The sequence below is a fragment of the Sphingomonas sp. PP-F2F-A104-K0414 genome (assembly GCF_004340945.1).
In the GTDB taxonomy this organism is placed as follows: domain Bacteria; phylum Pseudomonadota; class Alphaproteobacteria; order Sphingomonadales; family Sphingomonadaceae; genus Sphingomonas.
This window is the reverse complement of the sequence record NZ_SLYD01000001.1, coordinates 234,997-251,324: the sequence shown is the minus strand read 5'-3', so window position 1 is coordinate 251,324 and position 16,328 is coordinate 234,997. Positions and strand designations below refer to the sequence as shown.

Below are 16,328 nucleotides of genomic sequence, written 5' to 3'. Positions count from 1 at the left end.
AACGCGCGTGTCACATCGCTGCCACCGGGGTGTCTTCGATCAGAGGTAGCAGGCGGCCAACACCCGACACGAAAGCTTGAGCCGATGACGATCAACCGCCGCGATGCCTTGAAGAACGCCCTCAAACTCGCCGGCTCCGGTGCCACGCTTGTGCTGCCCGCAGTCGCATCGCGGGCGGCGGGCGCAGTGAAGGTACGCTTCGATCACGGTGTCGCGAGCGGTGATCCCGCGATCGACGGCGCGATCCTCTGGACGCGTGCGACTCCGGCCGAGGCGACGCAAGCCCGCGACATCGCACTGACGTGGCACGTTGCGGAGACCGAGGGCGGCAAGTCGCTCCGTTCGGGCACCGTCAAGGCGCGTGCGGCACGCGATTTCACCGTTAAGGTAGACGCAACCGGGCTCCAGCCGGGCCGCGAGTATCGCTACTGGTTCGACGCCGCCGACGGCACGCGCTCGCCGGTCGGCCGGTTCCGCACGCTGCCGAAGGGCAAGGTCGCCGATGTCGTGATGGCCGTCGTCTCGTGCCAGCTCTACGCGGGCGGGCTGTTCAACGCCTATGACGCGATCGCCAAGCTCGATCGGCTCGACGCGGTGCTCCACCTTGGCGACTACATCTACGAATATGGCGTCGACGGCTATGGCGCAGACATCGCCAAGAAGATCGGCCGCCTGGTCGAGCCACGCCACGAGATCGTCAGCCTCGCCGATTATCGTATGCGCCACGCGCAGGTGAAGCGAGACGTCGACATGCAGGCCGCCCACGCCCGCGCCGCGTTCATCTGCGTCTGGGACGATCACGAAGTCGCCAACGACGACTGGATGCACGGTGCCGAGAATCACGATCCGAAGACCGAAGGCGACTGGGACGCGCGGAAGGCGGCGGCGATGCAGGCGTACTTCGAGTGGATGCCGATCCGCGATCCCAAGCCCGGCCAGCCCTGGGCCGCGATCAACCGCAGCTTCGACTTCGGCGATCTCGCGACGCTGGTGATGGTCGAGACGCGGCTGCTCGCGCGCAGCCATCAGGTCGTGTGGAAGGGCGAGGAGATCACACCCGCCGAATATGCACCGATGCTCGCCGAGCGCGCGCGCACCGATCGCGAACTGCTCGGACCGGCGCAATTGGCCTGGGTCGAGAAGACGATGGCGACCTCGGTCGCGGCGGGCAAGCCGTGGCAGGTGCTCGGCAACCAGGTGGTGATGGCGAAGGTCGCGGGCCCCGACATGGAGCGCCAGCTCGGACCGGTGAAGTTCGCCGAGACGATGGCGAAGCTGCCCGCGATCTGGCGCGAGCGGCTGACCGCGAGCATCGCCTCGTATCGTGCCGGCCTGCCGTTCGGGTTCGACAGCTGGGACGGGTATCCGCCCGCCCGCGAGCGGCTGTATGCGGCGTTCCAGCGCGCGAAGTCGCGGCCGATCGTGCTGTCGGGCGACAGCCACGCGGCGTGGGCGAACGACCTGCACGACGCGTCGGGCAAGCTGGTCGCCGCAGAATTCGGCTGCACCGCGATCACCAGCCCGTCCTACGGCTCGCTGCTCCCCGGCATCGGCACACTGATAGCCGACGCCAACAAGGGTGAAGTCCGCTTCTGCGACCAGGACGGCAAGGGGTTCACGCTGCTCACCCTCACGCCGGACCATGCGACGGCGGACTCGGTGACGGTGTCGACGGTAATGGCCAAGCCCTACACGCAAGCCACCGCCGCGCGTTTCCGTGCACATGCGAACCGTCCCGACGCGCCGCTCGAAAAAATCGCCTGAGCCCGCCGACGATGCCCTTCCTACGATCCTCCCCTTGGCGGGGGAGGGTCGATACGGTTCGGCGCATGGATCGCGATCGACGCGGATGTCCGACCACGGGGCCCCTAGGGGGCGTGCGACACGTCGATCGGAAATTCAGCTCGGGGAAGGGGGCACTTGCCCCGAAAAATCGGCAATGGTCGGGGCGATAGGATTCGAACCTACGACCCCTGGACCCCGAGACCAGTGCGCTACCAGACTGCGCCACGCCCCGACAACATTGCCGGTGAGCCCCCTAGCCGCGACAGCAAGTCCGGGCAAGACAAATATCAGCTGCTCCCTGTCGAGTGTTGGTGCGATCTATCGCACACGGAACGGCACTGCTAGGAGCGCGGCATGACTCCGCTCGACCGCATCCGCAATTTTTCCATCATCGCCCATATCGACCATGGCAAGTCGACGCTCGCCGACCGGCTGATCCAGGAAACTGGCGGCCTCACCGCGCGCGAAATGTCCGAGCAGGTGCTCGACAACATGGACATCGAGAAGGAGCGCGGGATCACGATCAAGGCGCAGACCGTGCGCCTCGCCTATCACGCGAAGGACGGTCTCGATTACGTCCTCAACCTGATGGACACGCCGGGCCATGTCGACTTCGCCTATGAGGTGAGCCGTAGCTTGGCCGCGTGCGAGGGCGCGCTGCTGGTGGTCGATGCCGCGCAGGGCGTCGAGGCGCAAACGCTCGCCAACGTGTACCAGTCGATCGAGCACGACCACGAGATCGTGCCGGTGATCAACAAGATCGACCTTCCAGCCGCTGAGCCCGAGAAGGTCCGGAAGGAAATCGAGGACGTGATCGGCATCGATGCGTCCGAAGCGGTGCTCGCGTCGGCGAAGTCCGGGATCGGCATCGTCGAGATCCTCGAGGCGATCGTCACCAAGATCCCGCCGCCCAGCGGCGACCCGGAAGCGCCGCTGAAGGCGATGCTCGTCGACAGCTGGTACGATCCGTATCTCGGCGTCGTCATCCTCGTGCGCGTGATCGACGGCGTCCTGAAAAAGGGCCAGCAGATCAAGTTCATGCAGACCGGGACGATGCACCTGGTCGACCGGGTCGGCTGTTTCCGTCCGAAGATCGAGCAGCTGACCGAACTCGGCACTGGCGAAATGGGCTTCATCACCGCGCAGATCAAAGAGGTCGCGCAGACGCGCGTCGGCGACACGATCACCGATGCGAAGCGGCCTGCGCTAGAGGCTCTGGCGGGCTTCAAGGAAGTCCAGCCGGTCGTGTTCTGCGGGATGTTCCCCGTCGATGCCGCCGAGTTCGAGAAGCTGCGCGAGAGCATCTCGAAGCTGCGCCTCAACGATGCGAGCTTCTCGTTCGAGATGGAAACGTCGGCCGCACTGGGCTTCGGCTTCCGCTGCGGGTTCCTCGGGCTGCTGCATCTGGAGATCATCCAGGAGCGGCTGACGCGCGAATATGATCTGGACCTGATCACCACCGCGCCTTCCGTCGTGTATGAGATCGAGCTGACCCACCCCGATCCTTCCGGCACGACGCATATCGAGCTGCACAATCCCGCCGACATGCCCGAGCCGAACAAGATCGCGACGATCAGCGAGCCGTGGATCGAGGCGACGATCTACGTCCCCGACGAATATCTCGGCAGCGTCCTGAAGCTCTGCCAGGATCGCCGTGGCATCCAGAAGAACCTGACCTATGTCGGCGGTCGCGCCCAGGCGACCTACGAACTGCCGCTGAACGAAGTCGTGTTCGATTTCTACGATCGCCTGAAGTCGATGTCGAAGGGTTATGCGAGCTTCGATTATCACCAGATCGGCTACCGCGAGGGCGATCTCGTCAAGATGGGCATCCTCGTCAACGAGGAGCCGGTCGACGCGCTGAGCATGATCGTCCACCGCGGCACCGCCGAAGTGCGCGGCCGCGGGATGGTCGAGCGGCTGAAGGAACTGATCCCTCGCCACCTGTTCAAGATCCCGATCCAGGCGGCGATCGGCGGCAAGGTGATCGCGCGCGAGACGATCAGCGCGATGCGCAAGGACGTGACCGCCAAATGCTATGGTGGCGACGCGAGCCGCAAGAAGAAGCTTCTGGAGAAGCAGAAGAAGGGCAAGCTGAAGATGCGCGAATACGGGTCCGTCAGCATCCCGCAGGAAGCGTTTATCGCGGCGCTCCGGATGGGCGACGACGCCTGAGGCCAAGCTTTGCTTGGACGAGGATAAGCGTCTAGCCGGACGGCGACCGGCCGAGCTCGTACTCGGTCGTGTCGTTCGACGGCGCGGCTTTTGCCGCGGCGCGACTGAGGCCGCGTTCGAACGACAGTCCGCTCTTGTTCTCCCATCGCCAACCGCCGTCACCCCAGCGAACGCTGGGGTATCTCCGGGGGGGCGTTCGGCTCGAACCGGGAGATACCAGCGTTCGCCGGCACGACGGGGGTAGGTATCGTTTACGCCCAAGCCGCTCTCTCATTATCTGGCCGTCGCCGTCACTCGTACGTTGCGATCCCAAACGCGATGTAGCCGACGCACAGGATAATCCGGGTCAGCCAGGCCGCTTCGCCGTGCAGTACGACGCTCGCCGCGATCGCCGCGATAAACGCCGCCATAATCGCCCAGGCCTGCCAGGCGAAAGGGAACGGGAAGAGGCCGCCGGTCGCACTGGGCTCGAACCAATCCGAACGCCGAATGGTCAGCCAAAATCGCATCACCAAGCCCATAGGGCGAAGCTAGCATGGCGTTCCCGCTCCCTGCCATCGGCAAAAATATCGCACCGTGTTGCAAACCGGCGCCGGCCCCAAAAACGCCGCAACCAACTGTCATCATCCTAACACAATCCTGACCTAACCGCCGGCCTGGGGAGTGAGCGTCGCGAGGCGTCGTCGTGCCGTCCGGGGAGGGTGGTCGAGGACGATCAACGACGTTGTATTTTGGGATGTGCGGCTCGTCGTCAGGGACGGCGCCGCATGATTGGGGAATATCATCTTGAAGATTTCGGTCGTTAAGTCGGCGCTGATGCTCGGCGTCGCGTTTGGTTCGGTTGTGGGTGGTACGGCCGCGTTCGCGCAGGCAGCGCCCGTTCAGGAGCAGGCTGCTCCGGCGGACGGTCTCGGCGATATCGTCGTCACCGCGGAGCGCCGGTCCGAGAACCTCCAGAAGGTGCCGCTCTCGGTCGGTGTCGCATCGGGCGACGCCCTGCGCGCGTACACCGCAGGCGGCGACGACACGCTGCTCGCGCTGTCGGGTCGCGTGCCCGGCCTGTACGTCGAATCGACGACCGGCCGCATCTTCCCGCGTTTCTACATCCGCGGTCTCGGCAACATCGATTTCTACCTCGGCGCGTCGCAGCCGGTCACGATCATCCAGGACGACGTGATCCTCGAGCATGTCGTGCTGAAGTCGAACCCGGTGTTCGACGTCCGCCAGGTCGAAGTGCTGCGCGGTCCGCAGGGCTCGCTGTTCGGGCGCAACACCACCGCCGGCATCATCAAGTTCGACACCAACAAGCCGACCAACGACTTCGATAGCCGGGCATCGGCGTCGGTCGGCTCGTACAACAGCGTCAGCCTGGATGCCGGTGTAGGTGGCCCGCTGATCAAGGACCTGCTGGCGATCCGTCTCTCGACGCTGATCCAGCACCGCGAAAACTATGTCGACAACCGGTTCGCCGGCGTCAGTGCCGACAACACGGCGACGCCGCGCGACAATGCGATGGGCGGCTTCGACGACCGTAACGTCCGCGTCCAGCTGATGCTGACCCCGGGCGAGCGCTTCACGCTCGACCTGTCGGGGCATGCCCGCTGGTATGACGGCACCTCGACGCTGTTCCACCGCGGCGCGCTCAAGAAGGGTTCGAACGACGTATCGGCCGAGCCGCGCAACGTGGTCTCGTACGACGAAGCGAACGACAATCCGCAGAGCTACAACACCTATGGCGGCTCGGCGCGCGCAGGCTACGACTTCGGTCCGGCCACGCTGACCTCGATCACTGCGTACGAGACGACGTCGGGCTTCAGCCGCGGCGATACCGATGGTGGTGCGGCCGTCAGCTTTCCGTTCAATGGGCGCGCGAACGGCTTTGGCGAGTCGCAGGGGCAGATCCGCGATCTTGACCAATGGTCGCAGGAACTGCGTATTGCCGGCACCCCCGGCGGCCGCTTCAATTGGCAGCTCGGCGGCCTGTATTTCGACAACCGCGACATCACCGATTTCTACCAGCGGACGTTCTTCCTGACCGCGCCGGACGTGAACGGAACCCGGCCGAACCCCAACAACTGGGTACGGCTGCACGACGTCAATACGTCGTGGGCGGGCTTCGGCCAAGTCAGCTACGAGCTGATGGACAAGCTGACGGTCACGCTCGGCGGTCGCATAACCGAGGACAAGAAGCGTACGCAACTGCTGAAGACCGTCCAGAATGCGCTGGGCGTCAACCAGTACCCGGCAGGCTTCCGTCGCGACGTCACGCTGAAGTCGACCAAGCCAAGCTGGGATGCGAGCATCCTGTATCAGGCGAACCCCGACATTAGCCTGTATTCGCGCGTAGCTCAGGGCTTCCGCGGACCGACGATCCAGGGTCGTTCGGCGGTGTTCAACTCCGACTTCTCGACCGCGAACTCGGAGACGATCCTGTCGTGGGAGACGGGGATCAAGACGCGTCTGCTCGACAACACGCTGAGCCTCAACGCGACGGTGTTCGGCTACCGCGTCAACGACATCCAGCTCAACGGCAACGATGTGAACGGCAACGGCATCCTGTTCAACGGCAACAAGGCCGAGGCCTACGGCATGGAAGCCGAAGCAAACTGGAAGCCTGTCCCGAACCTCACGCTGGGCGCAGGGCTCAGCTTGCTGCACAGCGCGATCCGCGACAAGACCACCGAGGTACAGATCTGCGCGCTCAACAGCGTCGTGGTCTGCACGCCATCGCGGACGCCGCGGGCGATCGTCGGTCCGTTCGGTACGACATACCTGGTCAAGATCGACGGCGAGCCGCTGCCGAATGCGCCGGAATACAACGTCGACCTCACCGCGCGCTACGACCAGCCGCTGGGCAATGGCGGTCGCGCGTTCATCGCGGGCGACTTCAACATCCAGGGCTACACGCAGTTCGTGCTGTACAAGACCAAGGAGTTCACCGCGAACGGCAACTTCGAGGGTGGCCTGAAGATCGGCTACGCGGCGCCGGACGATGCGTATGAGTTGGCGGTATTCGCGCGCAACATCACTGGCGAGAAGAACCTTAAGGGTGTGATCGAGAACTACATGGCGGCGGTGTTCAACGAGCCGCGGATCATCGGCGTCTCGCTCAGCGGCAAGTTCCGCTGATTTCTTCCCCTCTCCCGTAAGCGGGAGGGGGTTTTCTCCGCCCCCCTCCCGTAAGCGGGAGGGGGTGGGGGTGGGCTCGCGCTATCGTCAAGCGCGGCGTGTGTTCGAGCCGGGTGCCCACCCCTCGGTCCCCTCCCGCTTGCGGGAGGGGATGCAGTAGTAACCGCGCCGTTACCTAAACTATGCGTGACGCATTTTTCAGCAGCGCTCACGCAAACGGCATTGTAGCGAATTATTGCGGCGAGTTGCCGTTTTCCTTCGGCCGGTTGATACTCGCACCATGTCGCTCAATCCCGTATTCTATGATGCAAGCGGCCGTCGTCGGCGGCGGTTCACCTTCGGCGTCGCGGCGTTCATCGCGCTGCTGCTGCTGTCGATCGCGGTGTTCGCTGTTTCGATCGGTGCGGTGCCGACCGCGCCGCTTCTACCGATCGAGCCCGAGCACCCTGCGCTCCACAAGCTGCCCGCACCGCGTGGCGGCATCCTCCGCGAGACCCGGCGCGACCTCAATTACTACGCCAAGCAATTGTTCGGAACGAGCGCGGCCAAGCCCGGTGTCGGCAATGGCGCCAACCCTGCGCTCGCGATCGCCTTCCACGCGCCGTGGGACGAGGCGAGCACCGCCAGCCTCGCGCGGCACGTCGAACAACTCGACTGGCTGATCCCCGGCTGGGTCTCGATCACCGGCAAGGATCACCACATCACCGTGTTCCGCGACCAGGCCGGGCGCGACATCCTCAACAAGGCGGTCCATCGCCCGATGATCCTGCCGATGGTGCAGAACGCGGTCGACGGGAACTGGGACGGCGCCGGCAGCGCCGCACTGTTCGCCGATCCGAAGGCACGCGCGGCGTTCCTAGACAAACTCGTGCCGTTCCTGAGCGCGAACCATGCCGGCGGCGTGTTCTACGATTTCGAGGATTTGCCCGCATCGGCGCAGCCCAACTACCGCGCCTTCCTAGCCGAAACGCGCGCGCGGTTCGCGAACCGCGGCTGGGTGGTCGCGATCGCTGCGCCGGTCGGCAACCCCGACTGGAACCTGCCCGCCTACGCCAAGGTGACCGACAAGGTCTTCCTGATGGCGTATGACGAGCACGAGACCAGCGGCGCGCCCGGCCCGATCGCCTCGCAGCGCTGGTTCGCGCGCATGGTCGCCGACGCAGCGCGCGGTATCCCCCCGTCGAAGCTGGTCGTCGCGATCGGCTCGTACGCGTATGACTGGCACGCGGGCGCCGATGCGGGCAACGGCGATGCACTCGATGTCGAGGAAGCGTGGCAGAACGCGGCGGACTCGGGCACGATGCCGACCTTCGACAAGGCGAGCGGCAACAGCAGCTTCGCTTATTCCGAAGGCGGCGTGCAGCATCAGGTCTGGCTGCTCGATGCGGCGTCGGCCTACAACCAGATCGCGTTCCTGCAAAAGGCGGGCCTCGGCAGCGTCGCGCTCTGGCGGCTCGGCTCGGAGGATCCGGGGCTCTGGTCGATCTGGGGTCGCGAACATCGCAAACTGCCGATCCCCGATGCGATCGACAACATGCCGGCCGGCACCAATGTCGATATCGAGGGTAGCGGCGAAATCCTGAAGATCGCCGCCGAACCGGTCACCGGCATTCGCGACGCGGTGCCGGCAAAGGACGGTACGCTCGCCGACGTCGTCTTCAAACGGATGCCGTCGCCCTATGTGGTCGAGCGGACCGGCTATCGTCCGAAACAACTCGCGCTGACCTTCGACGACGGCCCTGATCCCGAATGGACCCCGCAGATCCTCGACGTGCTCAAGCGCGAGCATGCCCCAGCGACGTTCTTCGTGATCGGCGAGAATGCGCTGACCGAGCGGCCGCTACTCGAACGCATGGTCGATGAAGGTCATGAGATCGGCAGCCACACCTATACGCATCCCAATCTCGCCAACGTCTCGCAGCGGCAGGTGAAGTACGAGCTGAACGCGACGCAGCGGTTGTTCCAGGCGTTCACCGGCCGCTCGCTGCGCCTGTTCCGCGCGCCCTATTTCGGCGATGCCGAGCCGAGCACCGCGGACGAAATCCTCCCCGCGCTCGAAGCGCAGCAGCGCGGCTATATCTCGGTCGGCCTCCACGTCGATCCCGACGATTGGAAGCGCCCCGGCGTGCAGGCGATCATCGACCGGACCATTGCCGGCGTCGAGGCCGGCAATCCGGAACGCAGCGGCAACGTCATTCTGCTCCACGACGCCGGCGGCAACCGTGCGGAGACCGTCGCCGCGCTGCCGATCATCATCGAGCGGCTGCGCGCGATGGGCTACAGCTTCGTCCCCGTCTCCACGCTCGCAGGGCTGTCGCGCAACCAGTCGATGCCGGTGATCTCGTCGAGCGACCGCGTCGCCGCCGTCGCCGATCTGGCGCTGTTCAGCACGCTTGGCGGTATCGTCGTAGCGCTGCGCTGGATTTTCGGCATCGCGATCACGATAGGTATCATCCGCGCCTTGGCGCTGTCGGCGCTCGCCCTCATCCAGGCGCGGCGCGAGTTGAAGACGGTGTTCCCGGCGATCGATCCGTCGCGGTTCGTCACCGTGATGATCCCGGCGTTCAACGAGGAGCGCGTGATCGTCCGCGCCGTACAAGGCGTGCTTGCCTCTGCAGAGGTTGCGATCGAGGTTATCGTGATCGACGACGGTTCGAGCGACGGCACCAGCCGCGTCGTGTCCGAAGCGTTCGCAAGCGACGACCGCGTGCGCCTGCTGACGCTGGAGAACGGGGGAAAAGCGCGCGCGCTCAACCGCGGGCTCGAACTGGCACGTGGCGAAATCGTGATTGCGCTCGACGCCGATACGCAGTTCGAACCGATGACCATCGCGCGGCTGGCCCGTTGGTTCGACGATCCGAAGCTCGGTGCGGTCGCGGGCAATGCGAAGGTCGGCAACCGCGTCAACCTGATGACCAAATGGCAGGCGCTCGAATACATCACCGCGCAGAACCTCGAACGCCGCGCGCTTGCCCGGCTGAACGCGATGACGGTCGTGCCGGGCGCGGTCGGCGCGTGGCGGCTCGAGGCGATCCGCAGCGTCGGCGGTTATCCCGACGATACGCTCGCCGAGGACCAGGACCTGACGATCGCGATCCAGCGGCATGGCTGGACCGTCCAGTACGACCAGTTCGCGATCGCCTGGACCGAGGCGCCAGAGACGATGCGCGCGCTCGCCAAACAGCGGTTCCGCTGGGCGTTCGGGACGCTGCAGTGCCTCTACAAGCACCGCTCGGCGATCGGCCGGTCGCATCCGCGCGGGCTCGGCTGGGTCGGGTTGCCACAGGCGATCGTGTTCCAGATCGTGCTCGCGTCGATCTCGCCGATCATCGATCTCGCGTTGCTGGTCAGCTTCGCGTCGACCTATGTCGCGGTGCAGGCGCATGGCTGGGAGCAGACCAGCCACGACGTCTACACGATGCTCGCCTATTGGCTGATCTTCACCGCGATCGACCTGCTCGCCGCGACGATCGCGTTCGCATTGGAGCGCAAGGAACGCTGGCGGCTGCTCTGGCTGCTGATCCCGCAGCGGATCGGCTACCGTCAGGTGATGTACTACGTCGTGCTGAAGGCGATCGCGCAGGCTCTGCGGGGGCCGCTGGTCGGTTGGGGCAAGCTCGCGCGGACCGGACGCGTCACGGCGAACTAAGCGCGCAACATATCGAACCGGCTAGCGTTATGGTCCCGCGCTATATATCGGTATGCGCAAAGTTCGAGGGGCAAGCAGCATGCGGTATCTGACGTCGGCGCTGGTGATGACGGTCGGCCTTGGCGCGACGGGTGCCCAGGCACAGCAGCGCCCGCCGCTAGTGCTCGCTGCAGCCTCGCTACAGGAATCGCTTACTGCCGCTGCCGACGCATGGGCGAAGAGGGGGCATGTAAAGCCGACAATCTCGTTCGCGGCGTCATCGGCGCTCGCACGGCAGGTCGAGGCCGGTGCGCCCGCGGATCTGTTCGTGTCGGCGGACGAGGACTGGATGAACCAACTCGCGGCGAAAAACCTTATTGTCGCAAGCACCCGCGTCACGTTCCTCGGCAACCGCCTCGTCGTCGCGGCGCCAGCGGGCAGCAAGGTGCGGATCCCGGTGCGCCCGCCCGCAGCCCTTGTTCGCGTCCTCACGGCCGGACCATTGGCGATGGCGGATACTGCGGTCCCGGCCGGCAAGTACGGGCAGGCGTCGCTGGAGAACCTCGGCGTCTGGGCGCAGGTTTCGCCGAAAGTGGTGCGTGCGGAGAATGTCCGCGCGACGCTGGCATTGGTCGAGCGCGGCGCGGCGCCGCTCGCGATCGTCTACGCAACCGATGCCAAGGCATCGGCCAAGGTTCGTATCGCTGGCGTCTTCCCGGACGCAACGCACCCCGCGATCACCTATCCGATCGCGCGGCTGAAGACATCGACGAACCCGGAGGCCGAGGGCTTCCGTCGTTTCCTCGTTTCGCCCGCGGGCAAGGCGATCTTCGTCCGCTACGGATTTTCCGCGCGCTAGATGCTCGATGCAGCCGAATGGGGTATCGTCGCGCTGTCGCTCAAGGTCGGCGGCGTGGCGATGGCGGTGACCTTGCCGATCGCGTTCGCACTGGCGTGGCTGCTCGCGCGGGTCCGCTTTCCGGGTAAAGTCGTGGTCGACGCGGCGATTCATTTGCCGCTGGTGGTGCCGCCGGTCGTGACCGGCTGGCTGCTGTTGCTCGCGTTCGGTCCCAATGGCCCGATCGGCGCGTGGCTGCAGGACTGGTTCGGCGTCACGGTGTTATTCCGCTGGACCGGCGCGGCAATTGCGGCGGGCGTGATGGCGTTGCCGCTGATGGTGCGCGCAATGCGGATCTCGATCGAAGCGGTCGACCGTCGACTTGAAAATGCCGCGCGGACACTGGGTGCGGGGCCGTGGCGCGTCTTCTGGACGCTCACCCTGCCGCTCAGCGTGCCGGGTGTATTGGCGGGCGCGGTGCTCGGCTTCGCGCGATCGATCGGCGAGTTCGGGGCGACGATCACGTTTGTCTCGAACGTGCCGGGTGAAACGCAAACCTTGCCGCTCGCGATCTATTCGGCGCTCCAGCAGCCCGGTGCCGACGCGTTGGTATGGCGCTTATCGTGTGTATCAGTGGGGTTATCGCTGATCGCTTTGATCGCGTCCGAACTGCTGACGCGACGCGCGGGACGGGGGCTCCATGTCCTTTGAGATCGATATCGAGAAGCGTCTTGGCGATGCACAGGTCACGCTGACGCTGAACGCGGGGGAAGGCGCGACGGTGTTGTTCGGCCCGTCCGGTATCGGCAAGTCGAGTGTGCTCAACATGATCGCCGGACTGCTACGCCCGGACCGCGGCCGCATCGCGGTCGACGGCGACACGCTGTTCGGGGACGGCATCGACGTACCCCCCGAACGTCGCCGCGCCGGCTATGTCTTTCAGGACGCGCGCCTGTTCCCGCATATGCGCGTCCGGGCGAACCTCCTCTACGGCGCCGGCCGCGAGCATGACGCGTTCGAGGAGCAAATTGGATTCCTAGGCATCGGTCACCTCTTGGATCGCTGGCCGCGCACATTGTCGGGCGGCGAGGCGCAGCGCGTCGCGATCGGCCGCGCGTTGCTTAGCCACCCGCGCTTTCTGCTCCTCGACGAACCGCTGTCCTCGCTGGATCGCGCCCGACGCGAGGAAGTGCTCGTTGCGATCGAACACGTCCGCGACGTGCTGAAGCTGCCGATCCTGATGGTGACGCACGACCCGGCCGAAGCGGAACGGATCGGGACGCGCGTGGTCCGGATGTGAAACCGGCCTTCTCCCCACCTCGTAGGGTGGGGAGGACGCAAACCGCTTACCCGAGCGCGCGCTTGAATAGCCGGCTCAGCCGCGCCGAAAATGCTCGCGCATCGAGCGGCCGCTCGCCATCGGCGATCTGCGCTTCGTCGAACAGCAGGTGTGCGGCATCCTCGCGCAGCGCCGTCTCGTCCTCGCCGAGCGTGGCTAGCTTGGCGATCAACGCCGAGCGCGGGTTGATCTCCAGCACCGGCTTGGCGGCGGCCATCGCCTGACCGCTGGCCGCCAGGATGCGTTCGAGCTGGCGGTCCATCCCGCTGTCCGCCGCGACCAGGCAGACCGCGCTGTCGGTGAGCCGCTCGGACGCGCGTACCTCTGATACCGCATCCCCCAGCGTGGTCTTCACGAACGCGATGAAGTCCGCGACTGCGGGCGTGGCATCGGCGGTGGGGGCCTCCGCGCCATCGACCAGCGGGATCAGCCCGAGATCGGCAGCGCCCTGCGTGACCGACTTGAACGGCTTGCCGTAGGAGTCGATGCCCGCCGTCACCCAGAACCCGTCGACCGAGTCCGGCAGCAGCAAGACCTCGATGCCCCGCGCGCGGAACCCTTCAAGCTGCGGCGAGGCTTCAAGACGGTCGAGATCGGTGCCGACCGCATAATAGATCGCGGTCTGGTTCTCCTTCATCGCGCCGACATAGTCGGCGACCGAACGCCATGCGCCGCCGGACGTCGTGGTCTTGAAGCGCGCGAGCTTGAGCAGCGCCTCGCGGCGTTCGAAATCCTCGTACAGTCCTTCCTTCACGACCGCGCCGAAATTCTCCCAGATCTTTGCATACGCGTCGGCATCGCGTGTCGCGAGCTTGTCGAGTTCGCTCAGCACCCGGCCGGTCACGCCCTTGCGGATCGCGGCTAGCATCGGGCTTTCCTGGATCATCTCGCGCGAGACGTTGAGCGGCAGATCCGACGAGTCCACCAGCCCGCGCATAAAGCGAAGATAGCGCGGCAGGACTTCGGCATCGTCGGTGATGAAGACGCGCTTGACGTACAGCTTCATCCGGCCGTTGCGGTCGGGATCGAACAGGTCGAACGGCTTGGCGCCCGGCACAAACGCGAGCACCGAATATTCGTGCACGCCTTCCGCGCGGTAGTGGAGCGTCAGCGCGGGCTCGTCGAACTGGCCGGAGACGCTGCGGTAGAAATCGGCATAATCTTCCGTGCTGATCTCGGACTTGGGCTTGGTCCACAAGGCGGCGCCATCGGCGATGTCGACCGGCTCGGCATCGGGCTTTTCGCGCAGGGTGATCGGGACCGGGACATGCCCCGACTGATCCTTGATCAGCCGCTCGACGGTGAAGCGATCGGTGAACGACGTCGCGTCCTCGAGCAGATGGAGCACGACGCGAGTGCCGCGTGACGGTGCTTCGGCAGTGTCGATGGGTGCGATCGTGTAGGTACCGAGACCATCCGACGACCAGACCGACGCAGTGTCGGCGCCTGCGCGACGCGAGACGACGTCGACCTTTTCGGCGACCATGAACGCGGAATAGAAGCCGACGCCGAACTGGCCGATCAGCTGTGCGCCCTCGCTACCCGAGCTGGCGGCGATGCGGTCCATGAACGCCTTGGTGCCCGAGCGCGCGATCGTGCCGAGCGCCTCGCCCATGTCGTCGGCGGTCATGCCGATGCCGTTGTCCTCGATCGTGAGCGTGCGCGCTTCGGGATCGAGCGTGATCGCGATCCGCGTGCGGGTCTCGTCGCCGAGCAGTTCGGGCGCGCTCAACGCCTCGTAGCGCAGCTTCTCGCACGCATCGGCAGCATTCGAGATCAGCTCGCGCAGGAACACGGTCTTATCCGAATAGACCGAGTGCACCATCATGTGCAGCAGCCGCGCGACATCCGCCTCGAAGGCGTGAGTGTGGGGCGTCGTCGTCTGGGGTTCGATGGAAGCGGTGTCTGGAGTCATGGTACGGAACGACCTTCGCTGAATATTCGTGGCGGAGAGTTGGACGGGCACCGAAACGAATTCAAGAGGCGGCGGACGCACATGTCGACCATGCCTTGATCGTGCACCCTCGATAGCGACTGAAAAGGGGAGCTGCCGCTTTGCAATTGACGGCTGCGATGCGGGCAGGGGATGTTCGCGCCGATCATCCGTAGACATCATCCGCAGAGAAGAGTGTAGCGTGCCCATGCGAACAGTTTCGGCCTCTTGTCTCGCGGCGCTCATGGCGCTGGCCTTTCCCATCGCGGGCGTGGCTAAGGATATGCCGGCCAAACGTCTTGTCCTGATCGACGACGACGTGGTGGGACTGAACGGTGCCCCCGCGCTGCTGCTCCAGGCGCCCGATGTCGCCGTGCTGGGGATCACCACGACCAGTGGCTCGGTTTGGCGCGATACCGCGACCGCCTATGCCTTGCGAACGGTCGAGATCCTCGGGCGTACCGATGTGCCGGTGGTGCCGGGCGCGACCTTTCCGCTCCTCAACACGCAGGAGGCAACCAGGCGGTGGGAAGGGCAATATGGTCGGCTCGAATTCAAAGGGCCGTGGACCGAGCCTGCATCCGGCGCCGAGATCCAGCCGGCCCCGGGTACGCCGTCGCCCGCAATCGTCCCGAGCTTGCCGATCGGCGATCCGGTCACCAAGCCGTCGGGTGAAATCGCCGCCGCGTTTCTCGTCCGGATGGTGCGCGCACATCCGCACCAGATCACGCTGTTCGCGACGGGACCGATGACCAACATCGCGATCGCGCAGAGCCTCGATCCGGGCTTTGCTGCGAACGTGAAGGAACTGGTCTACATGGGCGGCAGTCTCCATCCGAGGCAGACGCTCGACACGCCGGCGGCTGCGGAATTTGCGCGCGAGTTCGTCAACACGCCGCGCCGCGAATTCAACATCCGTTGGGATCCCGAAGCGGCGCGGATCATGGCGCACGGGGCGTGGCCGAAGGTGACGATGGTGCCGATTGATCCGTCGACGGGGACGCAGTGGACGCGCGGCTTTCTGGACAGCGTGAAACCGGCGCATACCCCGCTCACCGATGCACTTCAGACCGGGCTCGAGCCGGGGTTTCCGATGTGGGACGAGATTGCGGCGATGGCCTGGCTGGAGCCCGCCATCGTCACGCGCGCCGAGACGCTCTACATCGATTTCGACACCAGCCAGACCGCCGGGTACGGCGATACGCTGTCCTGGCACGACGCGTACCGGCCCCACCTTGGCGAACGCGCGCAGACCGTCGTCTTGCAAGTCGACCGCGCGAAGATGGAGGCGGCCATGCGGACGCTGTATACCCGACCTCCGCAGCGCTGACCATCGCCGCGTCGGCAGCGCCGACGTTGACCATCACCGCGTCGGCAGCGCCGACGTTGACCATCACCGCGTCGGCAGCGCCGACTGGGGCAAAGATGTCGCGGTGCCCGGCAAAAATGCATCGTGCCCGATCGCGCCTATTGCAGCACGTTACAGCGGTGTTACCGATCG

The 16,328-nt window shown here is 65.5% G+C and carries 9 protein-coding genes and 1 tRNA gene; 8 read left to right on the top strand and 2 right to left on the bottom strand.

Annotation, left to right across the window (positions count from 1 at the left end; genetic code table 11):
- The first annotated feature begins 84 nt into the window (after window positions 1–84).
- The gene (locus C8J46_RS01065; RefSeq protein ID WP_132734250.1) at window positions 85–1,764 is read left to right on the top strand and encodes an alkaline phosphatase D family protein; all 1,680 of its coding nucleotides are present in this window, start codon (window positions 85–87) and stop codon (window positions 1,762–1,764) included.
- 176 nt (window positions 1,765–1,940) lie between these two features.
- Here the strand turns inward: C8J46_RS01065 and C8J46_RS01060 are convergent.
- Window positions 1,941–2,017 (bottom strand) — tRNA-Pro (locus C8J46_RS01060).
- A gap of 122 nt (window positions 2,018–2,139) precedes the next feature.
- On the opposite strand from C8J46_RS01060, the gene lepA reads away from it, so the two are divergent.
- From lepA to C8J46_RS01025, 6 genes are all read left to right on the top strand, one after another.
- Window positions 2,140–3,960 carry a translation elongation factor 4 gene (gene lepA / locus C8J46_RS01055; RefSeq protein WP_056049136.1) on the top strand — a complete coding sequence of 607 codons (1,821 nt, stop codon included), beginning with the start codon at window positions 2,140–2,142 and terminating at the stop codon, window positions 3,958–3,960.
- 816 nt (window positions 3,961–4,776) lie between these two features.
- The gene (locus C8J46_RS01045) at window positions 4,777–7,089 is read left to right on the top strand and encodes a TonB-dependent receptor (protein ID WP_132735264.1); all 2,313 of its coding nucleotides are present in this window, start codon (window positions 4,777–4,779) and stop codon (window positions 7,087–7,089) included.
- Between the two features lie 280 nt (window positions 7,090–7,369).
- Window positions 7,370–10,738, top strand: coding sequence for a polysaccharide deacetylase family protein (locus tag C8J46_RS01040; RefSeq protein ID WP_132734246.1), 3,369 nt, complete (start codon window positions 7,370–7,372; stop codon window positions 10,736–10,738).
- A gap of 79 nt (window positions 10,739–10,817) precedes the next feature.
- Window positions 10,818–11,576, top strand: a complete 759-nt coding sequence (gene modA, locus C8J46_RS01035; RefSeq protein WP_132734244.1) for a molybdate ABC transporter substrate-binding protein — start codon at window positions 10,818–10,820, stop codon at window positions 11,574–11,576.
- The gene (gene modB, locus C8J46_RS01030) at window positions 11,577–12,266 is read left to right on the top strand and encodes a molybdate ABC transporter permease subunit (RefSeq protein WP_132734242.1); all 690 of its coding nucleotides are present in this window, start codon (window positions 11,577–11,579) and stop codon (window positions 12,264–12,266) included.
- Window positions 12,256–12,855: an ATP-binding cassette domain-containing protein gene (locus C8J46_RS01025; protein ID WP_132734240.1), complete on the top strand. Its 600-nt coding sequence runs from the start codon at window positions 12,256–12,258 to the stop codon at window positions 12,853–12,855. Before modB ends, C8J46_RS01025 begins: the two co-directional genes overlap by 11 nt.
- A gap of 46 nt (window positions 12,856–12,901) precedes the next feature.
- On the opposite strand, the gene htpG is transcribed toward C8J46_RS01025, so the two are convergent.
- On the bottom strand, window positions 12,902–14,809 hold the full coding sequence (htpG, locus tag C8J46_RS01020; protein ID WP_132734238.1) for a molecular chaperone HtpG: 1,908 nt from the start codon (window positions 14,807–14,809) through the stop codon (window positions 12,902–12,904).
- 289 nt (window positions 14,810–15,098) lie between these two features.
- Here htpG and C8J46_RS01015 point away from each other — a divergent pair, with 289 nt between their 5' ends.
- Window positions 15,099–16,157 carry a nucleoside hydrolase gene (locus tag C8J46_RS01015; RefSeq protein ID WP_243643154.1) on the top strand — a complete coding sequence of 353 codons (1,059 nt, stop codon included), beginning with the start codon at window positions 15,099–15,101 and terminating at the stop codon, window positions 16,155–16,157.
- Window positions 16,158–16,328: the final 171 nt, after the last annotated feature.